Annotated in this window: 19 protein-coding genes and 1 tRNA gene; 15 read left to right on the forward strand and 5 right to left on the reverse strand. The window is 71.6% G+C overall.

The genetic code is table 11. From position 1 onward, the window contains the following. Positions 1-87 precede the first annotated feature (87 nt). The 4 genes from FJ658_RS04540 to FJ658_RS04555 all read left to right on the forward strand — a co-directional run bounded on the left by FJ658_RS04540 (position 88) and on the right by FJ658_RS04555 (position 5,510). Positions 88-885, forward strand: a complete 798-nt coding sequence (locus tag FJ658_RS04540) for an SGNH/GDSL hydrolase family protein (RefSeq protein WP_141144188.1) — start codon at positions 88-90, stop codon at positions 883-885. A gap of 72 nt (positions 886-957) precedes the next feature. After that, entirely contained in the window at positions 958-2,427 is a 1,470-nt protein-coding gene (locus tag FJ658_RS04545) for a malate:quinone oxidoreductase (protein ID WP_141144189.1), read from the forward strand. Positions 2,428-2,540: 113 nt separating this feature from the next. Further along, the gene (locus tag FJ658_RS04550) at positions 2,541-3,608 is read left to right on the forward strand and encodes a LacI family DNA-binding transcriptional regulator (protein WP_141144190.1); all 1,068 of its coding nucleotides are present in this window, start codon (positions 2,541-2,543) and stop codon (positions 3,606-3,608) included. A gap of 234 nt (positions 3,609-3,842) precedes the next feature. Beyond that, the gene (locus FJ658_RS04555) at positions 3,843-5,510 is read left to right on the forward strand and encodes an ABC-F family ATP-binding cassette domain-containing protein (protein ID WP_255447559.1); all 1,668 of its coding nucleotides are present in this window, start codon (positions 3,843-3,845) and stop codon (positions 5,508-5,510) included. A gap of 245 nt (positions 5,511-5,755) precedes the next feature. On the opposite strand, the gene FJ658_RS04560 is transcribed toward FJ658_RS04555, so the two are convergent. After that, entirely contained in the window at positions 5,756-6,259 is a 504-nt protein-coding gene (locus tag FJ658_RS04560) for a helix-turn-helix domain-containing protein (RefSeq protein WP_141144191.1), read from the reverse strand. A 161-nt stretch (positions 6,260-6,420) separates the two neighbouring features. Between FJ658_RS04560 and FJ658_RS04565 the strand changes: the two genes are divergently transcribed. The 3 genes from FJ658_RS04565 (at position 6,421) to FJ658_RS04575 (ending at position 8,991) form a co-directional block, all read left to right on the forward strand. Continuing rightward, the gene (locus FJ658_RS04565; RefSeq protein ID WP_141144192.1) at positions 6,421-7,527 is read left to right on the forward strand and encodes an Rv2578c family radical SAM protein; all 1,107 of its coding nucleotides are present in this window, start codon (positions 6,421-6,423) and stop codon (positions 7,525-7,527) included. A 76-nt stretch (positions 7,528-7,603) separates the two neighbouring features. Further along, complete coding sequence (locus FJ658_RS04570) at positions 7,604-8,323, forward strand: response regulator (protein WP_370454760.1); 720 nt, start codon at positions 7,604-7,606, stop codon at positions 8,321-8,323. Positions 8,324-8,325: 2 nt separating this feature from the next. After that, positions 8,326-8,991, forward strand: a complete 666-nt coding sequence (locus FJ658_RS04575; RefSeq protein ID WP_141144193.1) for a thymidine kinase — start codon at positions 8,326-8,328, stop codon at positions 8,989-8,991. A 78-nt stretch (positions 8,992-9,069) separates the two neighbouring features. On the opposite strand, the gene FJ658_RS04580 is transcribed toward FJ658_RS04575, so the two are convergent. The 3 genes from FJ658_RS04580 to FJ658_RS04590 all read right to left on the reverse strand — a co-directional run bounded on the left by FJ658_RS04580 (position 9,070) and on the right by FJ658_RS04590 (position 12,674). After that, positions 9,070-9,143, reverse strand: a tRNA-Pro gene (locus FJ658_RS04580). Positions 9,144-9,174: 31 nt separating this feature from the next. After that, the gene (locus FJ658_RS04585) at positions 9,175-10,134 is read right to left on the reverse strand and encodes a metallophosphoesterase (protein ID WP_141144194.1); all 960 of its coding nucleotides are present in this window, start codon (positions 10,132-10,134) and stop codon (positions 9,175-9,177) included. Next, positions 10,134-12,674 (reverse strand): transglycosylase domain-containing protein, encoded by a 2,541-nt coding sequence (locus FJ658_RS04590; RefSeq protein WP_141144195.1) that lies wholly within the window; start codon positions 12,672-12,674, stop codon positions 10,134-10,136. Before FJ658_RS04590 ends, FJ658_RS04585 begins: the two co-directional genes overlap by 1 nt. 53 nt (positions 12,675-12,727) lie before the next feature. On the opposite strand from FJ658_RS04590, the gene FJ658_RS16050 reads away from it, so the two are divergent. Together FJ658_RS16050 and FJ658_RS04595 are read left to right on the forward strand one after the other, a co-directional pair. Next, the gene (locus FJ658_RS16050; protein WP_181408326.1) at positions 12,728-12,898 is read left to right on the forward strand and encodes a hypothetical protein; all 171 of its coding nucleotides are present in this window, start codon (positions 12,728-12,730) and stop codon (positions 12,896-12,898) included. Continuing rightward, positions 12,895-13,374, forward strand: coding sequence for a RidA family protein (locus FJ658_RS04595; protein WP_141144196.1), 480 nt, complete (start codon positions 12,895-12,897; stop codon positions 13,372-13,374). Before FJ658_RS16050 ends, FJ658_RS04595 begins: the two co-directional genes overlap by 4 nt. A gap of 154 nt (positions 13,375-13,528) precedes the next feature. Here FJ658_RS04595 and acs read toward each other — a convergent pair whose 3' ends face one another. Continuing rightward, a complete protein-coding gene (gene acs, locus FJ658_RS04600) occupies positions 13,529-15,493 on the reverse strand; it encodes an acetate--CoA ligase (RefSeq protein WP_141144197.1) in 1,965 nt (654 codons plus the stop codon). A 653-nt stretch (positions 15,494-16,146) separates the two neighbouring features. On the opposite strand from acs, the gene FJ658_RS04605 reads away from it, so the two are divergent. The 6 genes from FJ658_RS04605 to topA all read left to right on the forward strand — a co-directional run bounded on the left by FJ658_RS04605 (position 16,147) and on the right by topA (position 22,142). Further along, on the forward strand, positions 16,147-17,160 hold the full coding sequence (locus tag FJ658_RS04605; protein WP_370454761.1) for a TadA family conjugal transfer-associated ATPase: 1,014 nt from the start codon (positions 16,147-16,149) through the stop codon (positions 17,158-17,160). Next, positions 17,157-18,104: a type II secretion system F family protein gene (locus tag FJ658_RS04610; protein WP_219995710.1), complete on the forward strand. Its 948-nt coding sequence runs from the start codon at positions 17,157-17,159 to the stop codon at positions 18,102-18,104. Before FJ658_RS04605 ends, FJ658_RS04610 begins: the two co-directional genes overlap by 4 nt. 187 nt (positions 18,105-18,291) lie before the next feature. After that, positions 18,292-18,552, forward strand: coding sequence for a DUF4244 domain-containing protein (locus FJ658_RS04615; protein WP_141144199.1), 261 nt, complete (start codon positions 18,292-18,294; stop codon positions 18,550-18,552). Further along, positions 18,549-18,926: a TadE family type IV pilus minor pilin gene (locus FJ658_RS04620; RefSeq protein ID WP_141144200.1), complete on the forward strand. Its 378-nt coding sequence runs from the start codon at positions 18,549-18,551 to the stop codon at positions 18,924-18,926. Before FJ658_RS04615 ends, FJ658_RS04620 begins: the two co-directional genes overlap by 4 nt. A gap of 4 nt (positions 18,927-18,930) precedes the next feature. Further along, positions 18,931-19,290: an Rv3654c family TadE-like protein gene (locus FJ658_RS04625; RefSeq protein ID WP_141144201.1), complete on the forward strand. Its 360-nt coding sequence runs from the start codon at positions 18,931-18,933 to the stop codon at positions 19,288-19,290. A gap of 131 nt (positions 19,291-19,421) precedes the next feature. Then, positions 19,422-22,142 carry a type I DNA topoisomerase gene (gene topA / locus FJ658_RS04630; RefSeq protein ID WP_141144202.1) on the forward strand — a complete coding sequence of 907 codons (2,721 nt, stop codon included), beginning with the start codon at positions 19,422-19,424 and terminating at the stop codon, positions 22,140-22,142. Position 22,143: the final 1 nt, after the last annotated feature.

The raw sequence follows: 22,143 nt of genomic DNA on the forward strand, positions 1-22,143 counted from the left end.
CGTGCGATGGCCCGAGACGGTCGCCTCGGCGGATCCCTGCTGAGTTGCGCACCCATCCGGTGAGGGTCGCGTGATCGAATACCGGGCATGGATGCGCCGCAGCCCCGCCCCGGACCCCGCACGATCCGCGGGGTGCTGCCGCGCGTGCTGCTCGGGGTCGCCGTCGTGACCGCGCTGAGCGGCTGCGCCGCGGGCGCGGGCGGCGGCGGAACGGGCTCCGGCGGGAGCTCGGGCTCCGCCACCCCCGCGACGACCGCGACGCCGGACGCCGACGGCATCATCCAGCACGGCGCCGCCGACGCCCCGCTCGCCGCGTTCTACGGCGACTCCTACACGATCGGCACGGCGCTCGCCGATCCGCGCGACCGCTGGGCGAGCATCGTCAGCGCCGAACGCGGCTGGCGCGAGTTCAACCCGAGCGTCAACGGGCTCGGCTTCGTCAACAACCGCGGCGACCGCGACCTGCCGGGCGAGATCATCGCGGTGAAGCCCGACATCGTGTTCGTGACGATGGGGCTCAACGACAACTTCAGCTACGACGCGCGCGGCGTCGCCGCCGACGACATCCGCCAGGCCATCGACCGCGACCTCGACCGGCTGCACGACGCCCTGCCCGACGCCCGCTTCATCGTCGTCGAGCCGTTCTGGTACACCGACGACCGGCCGAAATCGCTCGGCGTCATCATCGGCTGGGTGCACGAGGCCGCCGACCGCATCGGCGCCGACTGGGTGAGCGGCGCATCCCACTGGATGGACGACGCGGCGAAGCGCGGCGTGCTCGCCGACGACTACCTGCACCCGAATGCCGCCGGCCACGCCGACTTCGCCCGCCGCATGGACGAGGCGCTCACGAAGCTCGGACTCCCGCCCGACACGACCGGCTGAGCGAGCGCGCTGACGGGGATGCGGCATCCCGGCGTGGTAATGAGGCTCGCGCCCGCGAACTAGACTGACCCGGTGAGCAAGCCCATCGACGTCGTCCTCATCGGCGGCGGGATCATGAGTGCCACCCTCGGAACCCTGCTGCAGCGCCTCGAGCCCGGCTGGTCGATCGAGATCTTCGAGAGTCTCGGCGACATCGCCCAGGAGAGCTCGAACCCCTGGAACAACGCGGGCACCGGCCACTCCGCCCTCTGCGAGCTGAACTACACGCCCGAGAAGAACGGTCAGATCGACGTCTCGAAGGCGATCGAGGTCAACGAGCAGTTCCAGGTGTCGCGTCAGTTCTGGTCGTACCTCGTCGACGAGGGCGCCCTGCCCGACCCCAAGGCCTTCATCAACGAGGTGCCGCACATGAGCTTCGTGTGGGGCGAGAAGAACGTCGACTACCTGCGCCGCCGCTACGAGGCGCTCAAAGACCACCCGCTGTTCGCCGGCATGGAGTTCAGCGAGGACGCGCGCACCATCCGCTCCTGGACGCCCCTGCTCATCCCGGGCCGCGCCAAGAGCGAGCCGATCGCGGCGACCCGCATCGCCGCCGGGACCGACGTCGACTTCGGCGCCCTCACCCGCGCCCTCATCGGCGCGATGACCGAGCGCGGCGCGAAGCTCAAGACCGACCACCGCGTCGTCGGGCTGAAGCGCACCAAGGACGGCCTCTGGAAGATCCGCATCCGCCACGAGGTCGGCGGCACGCACCTCGAGGTCACGGCGCGCTTCGTGTTCGTCGGCGCGGGCGGCGGCGCCCTCAACCTGCTGCAGAAGTCGCGCATCCCCGAGATCAAGGGCTACGGCGGCTTCCCGATCAGCGGCGAGTTCCTGCGCACCGACAACCCCGAGGTCGTGGCGAAGCACCAGGCCAAGGTCTACGGCAAGGCGTCGGTCGGCGCCCCGCCGATGTCGGTGCCGCACCTCGACACCCGCGTCGTGAACGGCCAGGCGAGCCTGCTGTTCGGGCCCTACGCCGGCTTCTCGACCAAGTACCTCAAGAAGGGCTCGCTGCTCGACCTGTTCCAGGCGCTGCGCCCGCACAACCTCGGCACCTTCATCGGCGCCGGCCTCGGCAACCTCGACCTGGTCAAGTACCTGGTGACCGAGGTGTTCGCGACCCGCGCGAAGAAGATGCGCGCGCTGCGCGAGTTCGCCCCGACCGCGGTGGATGCCGACTGGCGCCTGATCACGGCCGGTCAGCGCGTGCAGGTCATGAAGAAGGGCGCCGACGGCAAGGCCGTCATCCAGTTCGGCACCGAGGTCGTCTCGGCCGCCGACGGATCGATCGCCGGTCTGCTGGGCGCCTCGCCCGGCGCCTCGACGGCCGTGCCGATCATGCTGACCCTGGCCGAGAAGTGCTTCCCCGACAAGATCGCCGAGTGGACGCCGAAGCTCACCGAGATGGTGCCCAGCTTCGGCGGCACGGTCGGCGACACGGCCGCGACGGCGAAGAAGACGCTCGCGCGCACGGCGAAGGCGCTGCAGATCCAGGCCTGACGCTCGGCGCGCCCGCAGCGGCTCCTCACGCCCGCGCGCACTCGCTACGCTGACCCCAGCGCGCGATGGAGCGCGGTGGGGCGAGGCGCGCGGCGCCGAGAGAGCAGGATGCGATGGCCCGGCGTGTGGGCATCCATGATGTGGCGACGGCCGCGGGCGTGTCGGTCACGACGGTCTCGCACGCGCTTAACGACCGGGGCCAGGTCAGCGCCGCCACCCGCGAGCGCGTGAAGCTCATCGCCGCGGAGCTCGGCTACGCTCCCAACCGCATCGCGAGCGCGCTTCGCGGCCGCCGCTCGCGCCTCATCGGCTTCGTCAGCGACGAGATCGCGTCGACGCCGTTCGCCGGCCGCCTCATCGCCGGGGCGCAGGACGCCGCCTCCGAGCTCGACCTGCTGCTCATGGCCGTCGACTCGCACGGCGGCGCCGAGGTGGAGCGCCGGCAGATCGACGCGCTGCTCGCCCAGCAGGTGGATGCGATCGTCTACGCGCGCATGTACCACCAGTACGTCGATCCGCCGGCCGCGCTGCACACGCTGCCGTCGATCCTCGTCGACGCGGTCGACCGCGCCGATGCGGCCGCGTCGATCGTGCCCGACGAGCAGCAGATCGGCGCCCTCGCGACCGAGCATCTGCTCGCCGCCGGGCATCGCCGCATCGTGCAGCTCACGATCGAGGAGCCCAGCCCGGCGCGCGAGGGACGCGAGTCGGGCTTCCGCGAGGCGCTCGCCGATCGCGGCCTCACCGGCGCGATCGTGCGCGTGCCGGGCATCGCGGATGCGGACGCCGGGCGTCGCGCGGCCCAGCGCGCCTTCGACGCGCATCCTGGGTTCACGGCCGCGGTCTGCTTCAACGACCAGATGGCGATGGGGCTCTACCAGGTCGCCGGGCGCCACGGCCTGGTGATCCCCGAGCAGCTGTCGGTCGTCGGCATCGACGACTTCCTGCCCGTCTCGGCGGGGCTCGATCCCGGCCTGACCACGGTCGCCCTGCCGCACTACGAGATGGGGCGCCTGGCGATCGAACGGCTCGAGGAGGCGCTGCGCGAGTCGGCGGCGCAGGATGCCGTGGTGCCGGGAGGAGAGTCGTCGGACGCGGCTGCCGGGCCGGCCTCGATGACCACCCGTCTGCAGTGCCGGCTCGTCGTGCGCGACTCTGTGGCGTCGCCCGCGGCGGAGTGAACCGCCTCTATTCCGTCAGCGGAATGTTCGCGATCGTGGTTGACGCATCCCGGAACCGGGTCTAGCGTCGCTCCCCGTGAAGATCTGACTTCGTCCCCGACCCGCGTCCGAGGCTCCAGCCCGGCGGGTAACGCGCGCCCCTGGCGTTCCGCGCGAGCTGCTCTGACCGGCGACGGTCCAGCTCCCGGCCAGGAAGCACCTCTGGTGCGGCGCCGACGACGAAGGAGCTCTCTTTTGCGATCCGTCCACTCCAACCCGACCTCCCCGCCGCCCATCCGGCGGCTCTCCGCGGCGGTCGTCGCCGAGGGCGTCACGCACGCCTACGGCGACCGCCGCGTGCTCGACGGCGTCGCCCTCACCGTCGCCCCGGGCGTCCGCCTGGGGCTGATCGGCGAGAACGGCGCCGGCAAGTCGACCCTGCTGCGCATCCTGGCCGGCGTCGAGCGGCCCGACGAGGGCACGGTGCACGCGCCCGCCGCCACCGGCCTGCTCTGGCAGGAGGCGCCCGTGGCCGGCTCGGCACTGCTCGGCGACCTGGTCGATGCGGCCATCGCGCCGCTGCGCGAGCTCGAGCGCGAGCTCGAGTCGGCCGCCGCGGCGCTCGGCACGAGCCCCGACGCCGACGAGCGCTACGCCCGCGCCCTCGAGCGCGCCGAGGCCGTCGACCTCTGGTCGCTGGATGCACGCCGCGACGAGCTGCTCGACGGGCTCGGCGTCGGCGCGCTCGAGCTCGACCGCCGGGTCGACACGGTCTCGGGCGGGCAGCGCAGCCGCGTGGCGCTGGCCGCGCTGCTGCTCGCGCAGCCCGACGCGCTGCTGCTCGACGAGCCGACGAACCACCTCGACGACGCCGCGGTCGCGTTCCTCGCGACGCGGCTGCGCGCCTGGCGCGGTCCGCTCGTGTTCGCGAGCCACGACCGCGCCTTCCTCGATGAGGTCGCGACCGACCTGCTCGACATCGATCCCGCACGAGCCGGGGCGACGCGCTACGGCGGCGGCTACAGCGACTACCTCGCGGCGAAGGCCGCCGAGCGCGCGCGCTGGGAGCAGCGCTTCGCCGAGGAGGAGGACGAGCTCGAACGGCTCGCCGATGCGGTCGTCACGGTCGCGCCGGCCGTGAGTCACAACCGGGTCATGCGCGACAGGAACAAGCCCGCCTACGACCGCCACGGCGGACGGGTGCAGAAGCAGATCAGCCGTCGCGTGCGCAATGCGCAGGCGCGTCTCGACGAGCTCGACGCGACCCGCGTCGCCGCGCCGCCGCCCCTTCTCACGTTCCAGGGCATCCCACGCGGCTCGCAGATCCTCGACGACGATGAGCCCCTGCTGCGCGTGCACGACGCCCGGGTCGACGGCCGCCTGCGGGTCGACGAGCTGAAGATCGCCCCGGATGCGCGGCTGCTGGTGACCGGACCGAACGGCGCCGGCAAATCCACCCTGCTCTCGGTGCTCGCCGGCGACCTGCCCGTGCGCGGCACGGCCGTGCGGCGGCGCAAGGGACTGCGGATCGGGTTGCTACGGCAGGACGTGCGCTGGCCCGACGGCGCGCGCACACCGCGGGCGCTGTGGGAGGAGCGGCTCGGCGGTGAGCGGGCGGAGCGGCATCCGCTGACCGAGCTCGGACTCATCGCCGAACGCGACCTCGACCGGCCCGTGGGCCGGCTCTCGATCGGGCAGCAGCGGCGCATGGCGCTGGCCCTGGTGATCGCGAAGCCGCCGCACGTGTTCCTGCTCGACGAGCCGACGAACCACCTGTCGCTCGGCCTCGCGACCGAGCTCGAGGATGCGCTGGGCGGCTACCCTGGCGCGGTCGTCATCGCGAGCCACGACCGCTGGCTGCGCCGCCGCTGGCACGGCGCCGAGGTCGGGCTGGCCGGGGGAGTGCTCGGCTCGGCGGCCTAGCGTCGTCGTCGCCACCGTCGGACCGCGACTGCCGCGCGGCGTCGATGCCTCATCCACCGCGCCCGGTGAGGGTGGCCAGATATGCCCGCCCGGTCCGGCGTGTCGCGCGCATTCGTGGCCACCCTCGGGAGAGCTCGCGGCGAGGGTGGCCACGAATGCACGGGCGGGGCGGCGTGTTGTGTGCGTTTGCGGCCACCCTCGGGGCGACTCGACGCGATACGGGGTCAGTGGTCAGTGGACGGCCGTCAGCGGTCGCGATCCCGGTCGCGACCGCGGCGGGTGCTGCGGGAGAGCGGGTAGCGCTCGTCGAGGCGCGGCTCGATCACCGCATCCATGAGGAAGCGACCGAGCAGGGCGCCGCCGGCCCAGTAGGCGGCCGTGACGAAGATCAGCTGGCCCCAGCCGGTGAAGCCGATGACCGCGATCACCGCCAGGCTGACGACCACGCCGAGACCGACGTAGAGGCTGCGCCAGCTGCGGGTGGCGCGGTCGCGCTGCTCCTGCTGCTGCTCGGTGCGGCTGTCGAGGCCGTCGACCGACTCGCCGAAGGCGGCGCCGTCGACCGAGTCGAACAGGTCGCGCACCGGCACGTCGAAGGCGCGGGCGAGCATGGTGAGGGTTTCGAGGCTCGCGTCGCTGCCGCGCTCGAGCCGCTGGATCGTGCGCACGGCCACGCCGCTCTGCTCGGCCAGGCGCTCCTGCGTCCAGCCGCGCTCGCGCCGGAGGGTGCTGATGCGGGTCTCGTTCATGCCCATCACGCTAGGGATGCGCGGCCCGCGCCACCACGACGGCAGCCCGCCAGGCGTGCGCCACCTGCCCGACAGCGGCCCGCCACGGACCCGCCACGCCGCCGGACGGCGGGGTGCGGACTCGCATCGACACCTGTTCGAACATGTGTTCGAATCTCGACATGCGGTGGAGCGGGCAGCAGCTGGACTCGGAGCAGCAGGGCGCGCTGCCCGGGCTGGCCCGCCTGCACGACCTTGTTCGCACCGTGCGCACGCCCGAGTTCGCCGGCATCGCCTTTCACGAGGTGCTGGCCAAGAGCGCGCTCAACCACGTTCCGGCGGCGGCCGCGCTGCCCTTCGGCTGGACCATCAACCCCTACCGCGGCTGCAGCCACGCCTGCGTGTTCTGCTTCGCCCGCCGCACCCACGAATACCTCGATCTGGATGCGGGCCGCGACTTCGACGAGCAGATCATCGTCAAGGTGAACGTCGCCGAGGTGCTGCAGAAGGAGCTGGCGCGACCGAGCTGGCAGCGGCATCCCGTCGCCCTCGGCACCAACACCGACCCCTACCAGCGCGCCGAGGGGCGGTACCGGCTGATGCCCGGCATCATCGCGGCGCTCGCCGCCTCGGGCACGCCCCTCAGCATCCTGTCCAAGGGCACGCTGCTGCGGCGCGACCTGCCGCTGCTGCAGGCGGCGGCCGAGCGGGTGCCGGTCGACCTGGCGATGTCGATCGCGGTGTTCGACCCCGAGCTGCAGAAGTCGATCGAGCCCGGTGCGCCGAGCACCGAGGCGCGGCTGGCGACCATCGCGGCGGCGCGGGATGCGGGCTTCGCGCCGAGCGTCTTCGTCATGCCGGTGCTGCCCTGGCTCACCGACAGCCGCGAGCACCTCGATCGGGCCTTCGGACGCATCGCCGAGGCCGGCGCCGGCTCGGTCGTCTACTCGGCGCTGCACCTGCGGCCGGGCGCGCGGGAGTGGTACTTCGCCTGGCTCGAGCGGGAGCATCCGGATCTCGTGGGGCGCTACCGCGAGCTCTACGCCGGCTCGGACTACGCGCCGAAGGAGTACCGGACGTGGCTGGCCGCCAAGGTGCGCCCGCTGCTGCGCAAGCACGGCGTCGACCGTGCGCCGACCGAGCCGACGACGGGAGCGATCCGCTCGCGGGCCCTGCGCGGAGCCCCGGCGACGCTCGCCGGCGGGCGGCCGGGCGCGGACTCCGACCGGATGCTCGCCGCCGAGCTCGGCGCGGCGGCCGCCGATGCGCTGCAGCCGACGCTGTTCTGATGCGGCACTCCGCACGAGGCACCTCCCGGCACGTCGCCTGCCGGGAAGCGCCCCGTGAACCCTCTAATCTGGACGAATGAGCATGCCGGGAGCCGCATCCGCCCCGGGCGGCGACACCCTCGACAGCCTGTCGACGCGCACGCCTCGGCGCTCGCCCGTGCGCCTCGCGCTGCTCGATGACCACGAGGTGCTGCTCGACTCGCTCAGCAGCTGGATCTCGGGCAACGCCCCCGACTTCGACGTGGTGCTCGCCGCGACGAGCTGGCTGCAGCTCGTGCACAGCCCGGCGTTCCCGACCGAGATGGTCTTCCTCGACCTGCAGCTGGCCGAGCCGGTCAGCATCGAGGCCCGCGTGCGCACCTGCCGCGCCGCCGGCGCCAAGGTCGTCGTGCTCACGAGCCTCGACACTCCCGAGGCGCGGGAGCGGGCGATGGCCGCCGGCGCGGCCGAGTTCCTCTCCAAGACGATGCCGATGGCCGAGGTCATGGAGGCGGCGCGCCGCGTCATGGGCCTCGACGATGCCGGCACCGCCGGGGGATGGCGTCCGCCGCCCTCGGGGCTGAGCGCGCATCCGGAGCACGTGCGCCCGCGGCTCAGCCCGGGCGAGGAGGAGGCGCTGCGTCTCTACGTCGGCGGCCACAGCACCGCCGAGGTCGCCGCCGAGATGAACGTGCAGTACGAGACCGCCAAGACCTACCTGCGCCGCGTGCGCGAGAAGTACGCCAAGGTGGGGCGCCCGGCGGGCAAGAAGGCCGAGCTGATCCGCCGCGCGGCGGAGGACGGGATCCTGGAGTAGCGATGGCGAAGCTCTACTTCCGCTACGGCGCCATGAACAGCGGCAAGAGCACCGCGCTGCTGCAGGCCGCCTTCAACTACGAGGAGCGCGGGCAGAACGTGCTGCTCGCGAAGCCCTCGATCGACTCGAAGGGCGACGCCGCGATCGTCTCGCGCCTCGGCGTCACCCGCGAGGTCGACTTCACGGTCGGGCCGAGCGACGACATCCGTGCGCGGTTCCAGGCCGAGCGTGAGCGCGTGCTCGCCGCCACGCAGCGGGATGTGAGCTGCCTGCTCGTCGACGAGGCGCAGTTCCTCGACGAGAACCAGGTCGACGACCTCTTCCGCATCGCGATCGAAGAGGATGTGCCGGTGCTGGCCTACGGCATCCGCACCGACTTCCAGACGGTCGCCTTCCCCGGCAGCCGCCGCCTGCTCGAGACCGCGCACTCGCTCGAGGAGCTCAAGACGATCTGCCGCTGCGGCCGCAAGGCCGTCTTCAACGCCCGCACGGTCGACGGCCGCTTCGTCTTCGACGGCGAGCAGGTCGCGATCGACGGCGTCGAGGTCGGCTACGAGTCGCTCTGCGGCGCCTGCTACCTCGACGAGAGCGGCGGCGTGCTCAACAACGGGTGGCGTCCGCGCCTCGACTTCAGCTACAAGTCCGGTCCCGACGCCGACTTCGCCTAGGCGAAGTCGGCCAGGGCCGGATACGAAGAAGGGCCGCCCTGCTGGGCGGCCCTTCATCTCTGCTCTCACGAGCACCGGTCGGGGTAACAGGATTTGAACCTGCGACCTCGTCGTCCCGAACGACGCGCGCTACCAAACTGCGCCATACCCCGGTCTCGAGCTGCTGCCGCGAGCGGCAACCTGTCAAGGATAGCCGACATCGGAGGCGGTCAGTGTCACCACGACCGCCTCGGGTGCGCAGGCGAAGCGCACGGGTGCGTAGATCGAGGTTCCCAGGCCCGCCGAGACCTCCAGGAACGCGCTCGCGCGGGCGCTGCGCCACACGCTGAGGCCCTGCGCCTGCGCCGCCGGGATGTCGCAGTTCGTGACCAGCGCGGGCCGGCCCGGGATGCGCACCTGGCCGCCGTGGGTGTGGCCTGCGAAGATTACGTCGGCGCCCTGAGTGGTGAGCGCATCGAGCACGCGGCGGTACGGGGCGTGCGTCACGCCGATGCTCAGCACCGGCTCGGCCTCGTCGGTCGACCACTCGACGTTCTCGCGCAGTTCCTCGACGGCGCCGGGCAGCGCATCCAGGCGATCCCAGCCACGGTGCGCGTCGCCGGTTCCGAAGAACTCGATGCGCGTGCCCTTGAGCTCGATCGCGCGGGCGTGGTTGTTGAGGTCGAGCCAGCCGAAGTCGGCGAACAGGCTGTTCAGCGACTCCGTGTCGATGTCCATCGGGCGACGACTCGTGCCCTGCTCGGGAAAGAAGTATCCGAAGGGGTTTTTCAGCACCGGGCCGTAGTAGTCGTTCGATCCGTGGGCGAAGACGCCGGCGGTTCCCGCGAAGGGCTCGAGCGCGTAGTGGATCGCGTCGAGCGCATCCACGTGGCCGAAGTTGTCGCCGGTGTCGACGATCAGATCGGGCTCGTAGTGCGCGAGCGAGCGGATGAACTCCTGCTTGCCGTGCTGCCACGGCGCCATGTGCAGGTCGCTCAGGTGCAGCACCGTGATGTCGCGACTGCCGGGCGGCAGGATCGGGAGCACCTCTTCGCGCACCGTCCAGCGCACCCGCTCGACGAAGACGCCGTAGGCGGCCACGGCCGCCCCGGCCGCGACGGTCAGCCCGAGGGCGGTGGCGGTCGCGCGGCCGGAGCGCGCCATCAGCACCGGAACTTCTTGACGTCGAGCGTGATCGGCGTCGCCGCGTTGGCCATCGCCCCGCCACCCGGTGTCTGCGCGGTCACCGTCGGTTGCGCATCCCCGGGTTGGTTGCTCGACGTGCACGTTCCTTGCGTCACGTTAGAGAATCCAGCGGATTGCAAGGTCGATTTCGCGTCGTCGAAGGTCTTGCCCGTCACATCGGGTACCGACTTGCCCTGGCCGTTCGAAGTGAACACGGTGACCGTGGTGCCCTTCGCGACCGAGGCGCTGGCGCCCGGATCGGTCCGCACGATCGTTCCGGCCGGCTGGTCGGAGTCGATGGGACCGCCGTCGGCGAAGGCCAGGTCGGCGTTCTCGATGATCGGCTGGGCTTTGTCGACGGTCTGGCCGGTCACGTCGGGCACGATGGTCGGCTTGCCGGTGAGCAGGGCCGGATCGGCCGCAGGCAGGTCGCCGCCGGGGTTCGTCACATCGACGGCGCGCGCGATCGCCTTGAAGATCGGATTGCGCAGCTCTGCCGCTCTCGTCCCCTTCACGTAGATTCGCCGCAAGTTCTGCGAACCCTGGATATTGCCGACCCACAGCGAGGTCGAGGCCGCCGTCGTCGCTCCGTTGGTCCAGGTCTGCTTCGCCTCGTCGGTTGTTCCGGTCTTGCCCATGTACTCCTGGCCGTCGTAGGGGATCGCGGCGACCGCGGTTCCGCCTGACGTGAAGACGCCTCCCATGACGTTTGCGGCGGTATCGGCGACATTGGCCGGAACGGCCTGTGTGCAGTCGCCAGCCTGGCCCGGCAGTTCGGTGCCATCCGGCGCGATGATCTTGTCGACGATCGTGGGCTTGCAGTAGACGCCGTGGTTGACGATGCCGGCGTAGGCGGCCGCCATCATGACAGGGCTCACATTGTTGCCGCAGACTCCGATCGCGCAGGTCAGGAAGGTGTCGAGAGGGGCCTTCGGGTCGTAGGCCTTGTAGATGCCCAGCTTCGACGCCACGTCGGCGATGTCGCACTGATCGACCTGCGTCGCCATCTGCAGGAATACCGAGTTGACCGAACGGGCGGTGCCTCGAGCGACCGTGTAAGGGCCGCTCTCGCCAGCGTCGTTCTGGAACGTGAACGGCGCGCCTCCGCCCGTGTCGCCGCAGGTCTTGACCTTCGACATGTTGATCGAGCGCACGCTCGCGTTGAACACCTGGTTCACGCCGTTTCCTGCCTCGAGATACGCCAGTAGCGTGATGGGCTTGTAAGTCGATCCGGGCTGGAACCCACCCGATCCGCCGTGAGTCACATCGGAGGCGTAGTTGATCGCGGTCGTATTCGGGTCGGCACCCTGCCTGTCGTCGAAGTCCTTGTTCTGGGCCATCACCAGGATGCGCCCGGTGTTCGGCTGGACGGTCGACGCCGCCGCTCCGAGCTGGAATCGAGACTCATCTGCAGGAGCGCGCTCCTGCAGCACCTGGCGCGCGGCCGTCTGCGCCTGGGCATCGATCGACAGATAGAACTTGTATCCGCCGGTCTTGTAGTTCTCTTTGCGCTCCGTCGTGCTCGCGCCGAGCGAGGTCAGCTCGGTGATCGAGTTGCGCAGGTAGTCGCACGGGAGTCGCCATTCCGGGGCGGCGTACGCGCATCCACTGGTCGGCGGTGTGATGTGCACGAAGTTCGCGTCGACGGGGATCGCCAGCGCTTCGTCGAGCTCCTTCTGGGAGATGAACTTCTCGGCGTGCATCTTCTTCAGGATGTAGTCACGACGTTCCTGGTTCGCCTTGTAGTTGTCGGGATTCGACAGGCGCAACTGGTCGGGGCTCTGCGTGATCGCGATGATCGACGCGGCCTGCGCCGGCGTCACATCGGAGGCGTTCACCGAGAAGTACTGGTTCGCGGCGGCCTGCACGCCGTAGGTGTTCACGCCGAAGTTGGCGATGTTCAGGTAGCCCTGCAGGATCTCGTCTTTGGAGTACTGCTTCGCCAGGCTGATGGCGAGCTTCATCTCCTTGAGCTTGCGGCTCGGGGTGGGCTCTGTGGCCTCTTTGTAGGCCTTGTCTTGGGCGTCCTGGTCGCCCTCGTTCTCGTTGAGGGCCTTCTGCACGAGGATGTTGCGCACGGTCTGCATCGCGAGCGTCGAGCCTCCGGTGTCGCCGGTGCCGGTCACGTAGCCGAAGCCCGCGCGCAGCAGCGACTGCAGGTCGACGCCGCCGTGCTCGTAGAAGCGGGCGTCCTCGCCCGCGATCGCCGCATCCTTGAGGTACTTGCTCATCTGATCGAGCTTCACCTCTTGACGGTTCTGGTCGTAGACCGTCGCGATCTTGACCGGCGTTCCGTCGGTCGCGTTGATGTAGATCTCGTTCTGCTGCTTCTGCTGACCGAGGGTGATGTAGTCGGGCAGACCCTCGAAGATGCCGATGGTGCTCGAGGCGGTCATTCCGGTGACGGCGAGGGCCGGGGCGACCATGACGGTCACGAGAACACCGGCGAGCGCGCTGAAACCGACGGTGCCGAGGGTGGCGCCGAGCAGACTGCTCACGCTCTTCTTCTGGGCAGGCATAGGCTCGATGGTACGTTACGGCCCCTCGCCCCCGACTGAATGGATGCCCAACGATGCCCACCTGGGAGTACCTGACGACGCCGCTCCTGATCCACAACACGACGGCGATCCTCAACAACTGGGGATCCCAGGGCTGGGAGCTCGTGCAGATCGTCAACGGACCCGAGGGCGGGCTCGTCGCCTACCTCAAGCGCCCCGTCGCGCCGGCCGGGGCGGAGGCGTGAGCGGCCGCATCGAGGCCCGGCTCGCCGAGCTCGGCCTGACGCTGCCCGCCGTGGCCGCTCCGGTCGCCGCGTACATCCCGGCGCTCACGACCGGGAACCTCGTCTACACCTCGGGCCAGCTGCCGTTCATCGACGGGGCCCTGCCGGCCACGGGCAAGGTCGGGGCGGATGCCGCCGCCGGCCTGGTCGGCGCCGACGACGCCAAGACCTACGCCCGCCAGTGCGCGCTCAACGCGCTCGCCGCCGCCGAGACCGTGATCGGCTCACTCGACCGGGTCACCCGGGTCGTCAAGGTCGTCGGCTTCGTCGCCTCCGACCCCGCCTTCACCGGGCAGCCGGGTGTCATCAACGGCGCCTCGGAGCTGCTCAGCGAGGTCTTCGGCGACGCCGGCGTGCACGCCCGCAGCGCCGTCGGCGTCGCGGTGCTGCCGCTCGACTCGCCGGTCGAGGTGGAGCTCGTGCTCGAGTTCGCCTAAGCGTCGCCCGCCGAGGAGCCGCGCGCCGCGCATCCACGTGACCGGCGCGGCTGCACGACCACGGCGCCAGCCCACGAAGGCCCCCTCCCGCAGTGCGATGAGGGGGCCTTCGCCGTCCCGCCCGATCGGCTCTGGCTGAGTCGGATCGCTCCGGCTACTTCAGCTTGTCGGTGATGATCTGCATCACGTTCGTGTCGGCCAGCGTGGTCGTGTCGCCGACCTCGCGGCCCTCGGCGACGTCGCGCAGCAGGCGCCGCATGATCTTGCCCGAGCGCGTCTTCGGCAGCTCGGTGACGATGAAGATCTGACGGGGCCGGGCGATCGCGCCGATCTGCTGGGCGACGTGGGCGCGCAGCACGTCGGCGGCCTCGGCGGCCGTCGCGACATCCGCCTGGCTGGCCTTGACGATCACGAAGGCGACGACCGCCTGGCCCGTGGTCTCGTCGGCGGCCCCGACGACGGCCGACTCGGCGACCCAGGGATGCGACACGAGCGCCGACTCGATCTCGGCCGTCGACAGGCGGTGGCCCGAGACGTTCATGACATCGTCGACGCGGCCGAGCAGCCAGATGTCGCCGTCCTCGTCCTTGCGGGCGCCGTCGCCGGCGAAGTACTGCGGCGGCTGTCCCTCGCCGCCGGGGAACTTCGACCAGTAGGTCTCGACGAAGCGCTCCGGGTCGCCCCAGATGCCGCGCAGCATGCTCGGCCAGGGCTCGGTGACGACCAGCAGGCCGCCCTCGCCGTTGCCGACCGGCGTGCCGTCTTCGTTGAGCACGTCGACCGAGATGCCGGGCAACGGCACCTGCGCCGATCCGGGCTTCAGCGTCGTCAGACCGGGCAGGGCGCTGATCATGATGCCGCCGGTCTCGGTCTGCCACCACGTGTCGACGATCGGCGCGACGCCGGCGCCGATGATGTCGCGGTACCAGATCCACGCCTCGGGGTTGATCGGCTCGCCCACCGAGCCGAGCAGGCGGATGCTCGACAGATCGAACCTCTGCGGCTCCTGCCGCCCGATCTTCATGAACGAGCGGATCGCGGTCGGCGCCGAGTAGAAGATCGACACCCGGTACTTCTCCACGAGCTCCCACCAGCGCGCCGGGTGCGGGGTGTCGGGGGTGCCCTCGTAGATGACCTGGGTGGCGCCGTTCGCGAGCGGGCCGTAGACGACGTAGCTGTGGCCGGTGATCCAGCCGACGTCGGCCGTGCACCAGTAGACGTCGGTCTCGGGGTGCAGGTCGAACACGTTCTTGTGCGTGTACGCGGCCTGGGTCAGGTAGCCGCCGCTCGTGTGCAGGATGCCCTTCGGCTTCCCGGTCGTTCCTGAGGTGTAGAGGATGAAGAGCGGGTTCTCGGCCTCGAAGGCCTCGGCCTCGTGCTCGTCGCTCGCCTCCTCGACCGTGTCGTGCCACCACAGGTCGCGGCCTTCGGTCCACTCCACCGTGTTCTCGCCGCGGCGCACGACGAGCACGTGCTCGACCGAGCTCTCGCCGTCGGCGATGGCCGCATCCACTGCCGCTTTCAGGGGGAAGACTTTGCCCTTGCGCCAGCCGCCGTCGGCTGTGACGACGAGCTTCGCCTCAGCGTCGTCGATGCGGGCGCGCAGGCTGTCGGCGCTGAAGCCGCCGAACACGACCGAGTGGATGGCGCCCACCCGCGCGACGGCGAGCATGGCCACGACGGCCTCGGGGATCATCGGCAGGTAGATCGCGACGCGGTCGCCGTGACCGACGCCCAGCTCGGCGAGCGTGTTCGCCGCGCGCTTCACGTCGGCGGTCAGCTCCTCGTAGGTGATCGAGCGGCTGTCGCCGGGCTCACCCTCCCAGTGCAGCGCGATGCGCTCGCCGTTGCCGGCCTCGACGTGGCGGTCGAGGCAGTTGTAGGCGACGTTGAGCCGGCCGTCGGCGAACCACTTCGCGAACGGGGCCTCGCTCCAGTCGAGCGTCTGGGTGAAGGGCGTGGACCACGAGAGCAGCTGACGCGACTGGTCGCCCCAGAAGGCGAGGCGGTCGGCCGCGGCGGCCTCGGCCAGCTCGGGCCCGGCGACCGCGTTCGCGGCGAAGTCGGGCGCCGGGGGGAAGCGGCGGGTCTCGTGGAGCAGGCTGTCGATCGAGTTCATGGACGTCGTCATCCTCGGTGTCTGGCGGGACGCCACGACGTGCCTGGTTCGCCGCGGCGGTGCGGTGGTTCGATGTTCTCGATCCTAATCACGGGCGGGTTGCGGGCGGGTTGCGTGACGGGTGGATGCGGCCTCGGAAGGCCTCGGGGAGCGTCGGCGTCGCGGGCGGGGGATGCCTCGTCGGCGTGTCGTCGCCGCCCGGGGTACGTTCTCGCGCGAGGACGAGCCGGATCGTCGAGATCAGGTCACGGATCGCTGAAATCACGGGGTACAGAGCGTTGCGGAGTCCCCCGTTTGGAGTACACTCGTCCCAGCCGAGGGAAACCTCGGATCAGCAACGCACGCGATTCCCCCCGATCCTGTGTTGCCGTGGCGGCGCCTGTTCCCCCCAACGGGCGCCGCCCCTCTTTAACCGGTGTTCTCCGGTTCTCTCGTCTCGTCCGGCTTCCTCGGGTCTTTCCGGCGTCTCAGCATCCCGCGTCCACTGTGCACAGCACGGGTTCTCCACCGATCCGGTTCGCGGCGCTCGCCCTGTTCGCCCCGCACTGCAGTCTCGGGGCATGAGCCCGCCTGATCGGCCCGATCCTCCGAGACCCGCCCCCGCGTCGGCGCCGACGCGGCCGCCGTCCTCTCCTCCTCCGCTGGTCCCGTTCGTGGCCCGGCCCGCATCTCCACGGCATCCGTCGCCGGGTGGCAGCGCGCCCGTCGGCGAGTTCGCGCCGGTGGCGGGGCGCGACGATCTCAGCGACGTCGACTTCGGGCCGCTCAGTCCGCTCGTCGCCGATCCGCGCGCGACGGATGTCTTCCTCACGGCCGAGGGTGCGCTCTGGGTCGACCGGGGCGCCGGGCTCGAGCCCGATGCCGAAGCGCGACTCGCGCCCGAGCAGGCGCGTGAGCTCGCCGTGCGGCTGATCGCCGCGGGCGGCCGCCATCTCGACGAGGCGACGCCGTGCATGGACGTGCGTCTGGGGGAGGGCGTGCGCGTGCACGCCGTTCTCCCGCCCGTGTCACCGCACGGACCCGTGCTCTCCATCCGCCTGCCGCGACGGTCGCCGCCCGACTTCGCGGCGCTCGTCGCCGACGGCTTCTTCGCTCGGGAGGGGGACGTCGAGCGGGCGCGCGCCCTCGTCGTCGAGCGCCGCAACATCCTCGTGACGGGAGCGGGCGGCAGCGGCAAGACGACGCTGCTCGGCGCCCTGCTCGCGCTCGCCCCGCCGACCGAGCGCATCGTCGTGATCGAAGACGTCGGCGAGCTGCGCATCGCGCATCCGCACGTGGTGCCGCTCGAGGCGCGCCAGCCGAACCTCGAGGGCCGGGGCGCGATCGGGCTCGATCGGCTGGTGCGCGAGGCCCTGCGCATGCGCCCCGATCGGCTCGTGGTCGGCGAGTGCCGCGGCCCCGAGCTGCGCGAGCTGCTGTCGGCGCTCAACACGGGCCACGACGGCGGCGCGGGAACCCTGCATGCCAACTCGCTGGCCGACGTGCCGGCGCGGCTCGAGGCCCTCGCCGCCACCGCCGGGCTCGGGGCCGAGGCGCTCGCGCGGCAGGCGGTCAGCGCGATCGACGCCGTGCTGCACCTTGAGCGGCGCGAGGGGCGTCGGCGTCTCGTCGCGATCGGACGACCTGCCCTGGATGCGCGCTCGCGCCTGGTCATGGAGCCGACGTGAGCCGGCGCGGCGCCGCCGACTTCGGCTCGGCCGCGCTCGCCGTGCGCCGGCTCGCGGTCATGCTCGATGCCGGGCTCTCGCCGGAGTCCGCCTGGCGTCAGCTCGCGGCCGCCGACGCGACAGCGGACACCGGGGCGAGTGCCGTGAGACCGGGCGTCGCCGTGCGGGTCGTCGCGGCGATCGACGAGGGGACGCCCCTGGCGACTGCCATCGCCGACGCCCTCGCCGAGTTCGACGCCGACCTCGAGGCCGTCTGGGCGCCGGTCGCCGCCGCCTGGCGGGTCGCCGAGGTCAGCGGCGCGCCGCTCGCGCCCACGCTCGATCGTCTCGCGCGCGTGCTCGCCGGCCTCGACGAGTCGGCCCGCGAGGTGGAGGTCGCGCTGGCCGGGCCGACCGCCTCCGCCCGCATCGTGACCGCGCTGCCGGTGGTCGGCATCCTGTTCGGGCTCGCGATCGGCGCCGACACGATCGCGACCCTGTTCACGACCGGGCCGGGTCTGGTCTGCCTCGTCGTCGGCCTCGGCCTGATGGCGGGCGGCGCGCTGTGGTCGCGCCGGCTCGTGCGCAGCGCGCGCAGCACCGATGCGACGCCGGGCCTGCCGGCCGAGCTGACGGCCGTGGCGGTGTCGAGCGGACTCGGCGCGGAACGCGCCCGCGAGCTCGTGGATGCCGCGCTCGACCAGACCGGTCTGCACCGGTCGGGCGACGCGGTCGCCGAGGCGATCGCCTTCAGTCGACGCGCCGGGGTTCCCGCCGCCGCGCTGCTGCGCGCCGGCGCGGAGCAGGAGCGCGGGCTCGCGGCGACCGGGGCACGGCGGCGCGCCGCGGCGCTCGGCGTGCGGCTCATGCTCCCGCTCGGCGTCTGCGTGCTGCCGGCGTTCCTGGCCCTGGGCGTGCTCCCGGTCGTGCTCTCGCTGGTCTCCTCCACAGCCCGGGTGCTGTGAGCGATGTCCCCCGATCAGCTCGCGTGCGGTTCGCGCCCGCCGCCTGACGCGCATCCTGGATCTGCTCGTGCCCCACGCCGGACCCCCGGCACCGGCCATCCCGGCCGCCCGCCGACATCCCGTCGGCCCCACGGCGTCGCTCGCCCCGAGAGGTCGAGCGGCGCCCCCCCCTATAAGAGGAGCAGAGATGAGCGAGCACAGCGACCACGGCGCCACGACCACGGTGTCGGCCGTCGACCCGGGCGGGCCCCGCGCGCCGAGAACCGTCGCGGTGCGCCGCCTGGCGTCGCGGCTGGCCGACGACGGAGGAGCGGCGACCGCCGAGTACGCGATCACGATCATGGCGGCGGTGGGCTTCGCCGGGCTGCTGGTCGTGATCCTGAAGTCGGGCGAGGTGCAGAAGATCCTGACCGATCTCGTGCACAAGGCCCTCACGGTCGCCGGATGAGCGCGGGCGAGCGTCGCGGCGAGCATCGTTGCGGATTCCGAGTCGCGTCGCTGCGCGGTGACACCGGCGGCGCGGCGGTCGAGTTCGCGATCGTGCTGCCGACCGTGATCGCGGCGCTCGCCCTCTGCCTCGGCGCCGTGCAGCTCGCGGCGACGCAACTGCGGGCGCAGGACGCGGCGGCCGACGCGGCGCGGGCGCTCTCCCGCGGCGACGAGGTGTCGCTCGCCGGGCGCGGGCTGGGGGATGCGCGACTCGCGCGATCCGACTCCGGAGACCTCGTCTGCGCGACCGTGACGGCGAGAGCCGGTGGGGCGGCCGCGGCGCTCGGGATCGCTGTCAGCGCGCGCGGGTGCGCCCTCGGCGGCGGACGGTGAGGCCGTGAGCGGCGGCGTCGCCGCCGTCGGCGTCATCGCGGTGACGGCGACGCTGTCGCTCGCCACGGTCGGCCTCGGCGCCGGCCTCCTGGAGCGGCAGCGTGTGGTCGCGGCGGCCGACTCCGCGGCGCTCGCCGCCGCCGACACGGCGTCGGGCGCGCTCGCGGGGGAGCCCTGCGCCGCGGCGGCCGAGGTCGCCCGCGCGAACGGGGCCGAGCTCGCCGACTGCACGGTCGACGGCGCCTCGGCGACCGTGACCGCCCGCGGGAGCTTCGCCGGCATCCCGCTGATCGCGCGTGCCCGAGCCGGGCCACCGTCGACACCGGCCGCGGGCCGAGGCGCGAGTCGCGCCGAAAGCACTTGACAGTCGGAGATGTGTATGGTGTGCCTCGAAAGACCCGGCCGCGCGCGGTGACGCCGCGACCGGTCATGTCGCAAGGGGGCCCGCCGAGTCCGGCGACGCCGCCGTGCGCATCCGCAGCACTAAGGAGCCCCGTGCCCGCCACGAAGAAACTGGTCATCGTCGAGTCGCCGGCGAAGGCCAAGACGATCGCCCAGTACCTCGGAGACGGCTACGAGGTGCAGGCGTCGGTCGGCCACATCCGCGACCTCATCGAGCCCAAGAACCTGCCGCCCGAGCTCAAGAAGGGCCCGCTCGGCAAGTTCTCGATCGACGTCGAGAACGGCTTCGCGCCCTACTACGTCGTCAGCGACGAGAAGAAGCGCACCGTCACCGACCTCAAGAAGGCGCTGAAGGAAGCCGACGAGCTCTACCTCGCAACGGATGAGGACCGCGAGGGCGAGGCCATCGCGTGGCACCTGCTCGAGGTGCTGAAGCCCAAGGTGCCCGTGAAGCGCATGGTGTTCCACGAGATCACCAAGGATGCGATCCAGGCCGCCCAGGAGAACACCCGCGAGCTCGACACCGCGCTCGTCGACGCGCAGGAGACCCGCCGCATCCTCGATCGCCTCTACGGCTACGAGGTCTCGCCGGTGCTCTGGCGCAAGATCGGCCCCGGCCTGTCGGCCGGCCGCGTGCAGTCGGCCGCGACGCGCCTCGTCGTCGACCGCGAGCGCGAGCGGCTCGCCTTCGTGACCGCGAGCTACTGGGATCTCGACGTCGAGCTCGCCACCTCGGCCGAGGAGAAGGCGCCCCACTTCGCCGCTCGACTCGCCCGCCTCGACGGCAAGCGCATCGCCACCGGGCGCGACTTCACCGACGCCGGTGCGCTGAAGGGCGAGGCCGTCGCGCTCGACGAGGCCGCCGCCTCGGCGCTCGCCGCCGGCATCCGCGACGACCGCGCGAAGCTCACCGTCGCCAAGCTCGAGACCAAGCCCTACACGCGGCGCCCCGCCGCGCCGTTCACGACCTCCACGCTGCAGCAGGAGGCCGCGCGCAAGCTGCGCTTCACCGCCCGCCAGACCATGAGCACGGCGCAGTCGCTCTATGAGAACGGCTTCATCACCTATATGCGCACCGACTCGCCCGGGCTCTCGAAGCAGGCGATCGACGCGGCTCGCGCGCAGGCGACCAAGCTCTACGGTGCCGACACGATCCCCGAGAAGCCGCGCGTCTACAGCGGCAAGTCGAAGAACGCGCAGGAGGCGCACGAGGCGATCCGCCCCTCGGGCGACACCTTCCGCACCCCCGACTCGCTCACCGGAACCCTGCGCGGCAACGAGCTCAAGCTCTACGACCTGATCTGGAAGCGCACCGTCGCCTCGCAGATGGCCGACGCCCGCGGATCCACGGCGACCGTCACGATCGAGGCGGTGACGCCCGAGAACGGCACCGCCGAGCTGACCGCCTCGGGCACCGTGATCACCTTCCGCGGCTTCCTCGCCGCCTACGAGGAGTCGCGCGACGACGACCGCGACGCCCCGGCCGAGCCGAACGAGTCGCGCTTGCCCGAGCTGAGCGAGGGTCAGGCGCTGCACGCGCAGGAGGTCGAGGCCAAGGGCCACGAGACCAGCCCGCCGCCGCGCTACACCGAGGCGAGCCTGGTCAAGACGCTCGAGGAGCTCGGCATCGGGCGCCCCTCGACCTATGCGGCGATCATCTCGACGATCGTCGACCGCGGCTACGTCACCCCGCGCGGCACCGCGCTGGTGCCGAATTGGATCGCGTTCAGCGTGGTGCGCCTGCTCGAAGACCACTTCAGCGAGCTGGTGCAGTACGACTTCACCGCCGCGATGGAGGGTGACCTCGACCGCATCGCCGGCGGTGAGCAGGATCGCACCGACTGGCTCAACGGCTTCTACTTCGGCAACGACGCTCACCAGGGGCTGCGCGGCGTCGTCGACAACCTCGGCGAGATCGACGCGCGCGACATCAACTCGGTGCGCATCACCGACGACATCACCCTGCGCATCGGCAAGTACGGCCCCTACCTCGAGGTGCCCGAGGCCGGCAGCGAGACGCCGCGCCGGGTCAACATCCCCGAAGAGCTGGCCCCCGACGAGCTGACCCCGGCGAAGGCCCGCGAGCTCGTCGACGCCCCCGTGGTCGGCGACCGCGTGCTCGGCACCGACCCGGCCAACGGCAAGCAGATCGTCGTGAAGGACGGCCGCTTCGGCCCCTACGTGACCGAGCTCGATCCCGAGCCGGAGCCCGAGGTGGATTCGGCGACCGGCGAGGTCACCGAGGCCGAGAAGCCCAAGCCGAAGCGCGGTGCCAAGAAGGATGCCGCGCCCAAGCCGCGCACCGCATCCCTGTTCAAGAGCATGGACCCGGCCACGATCGACTTCGAGACCGCGCTCAAGCTGCTGACGCTGCCCCGCGTGGTCGGCAAGGACCCGGCCGACGACGCCGAGATCACCGCCCAGAACGGCCGCTACGGCGCGTACCTCAAGAAGGGCACCGAGACCCGGTCGCTCGAGAGCGAGGACCAGATCTTCGCGATCGACCTGACCAGCGCGCTCGAGCTGCTCGCGCAGCCGAAGTACGGCAACCGCCGTGCCTCGAGCGCCCTCAAGGAGTTCGACGCCGACCCCGTGAGCGGCAAGCCGATCAAGATCAAGGACGGCCGCTTCGGCCCCTACGTGACCGACGGCGAGACCAACGCGACCATCCCGCGCGGCGAGGAGGTCGACGACGTCGACTTCGAGCGCGCCGTGCAGCTGATCGCCGACAAGCGCGCCAAGGGGCCGGCCAAGAAGAAGGCCCCGGCCAAGCGCGCGCCCGCGAAGCGCACCACCGCCGCCAAGAAGAAGTAGT

The organism is Schumannella sp. 10F1B-5-1 (genome assembly GCF_006517535.1).
GTDB lineage: Bacteria > Actinomycetota > Actinomycetes > Actinomycetales > Microbacteriaceae > Schumannella.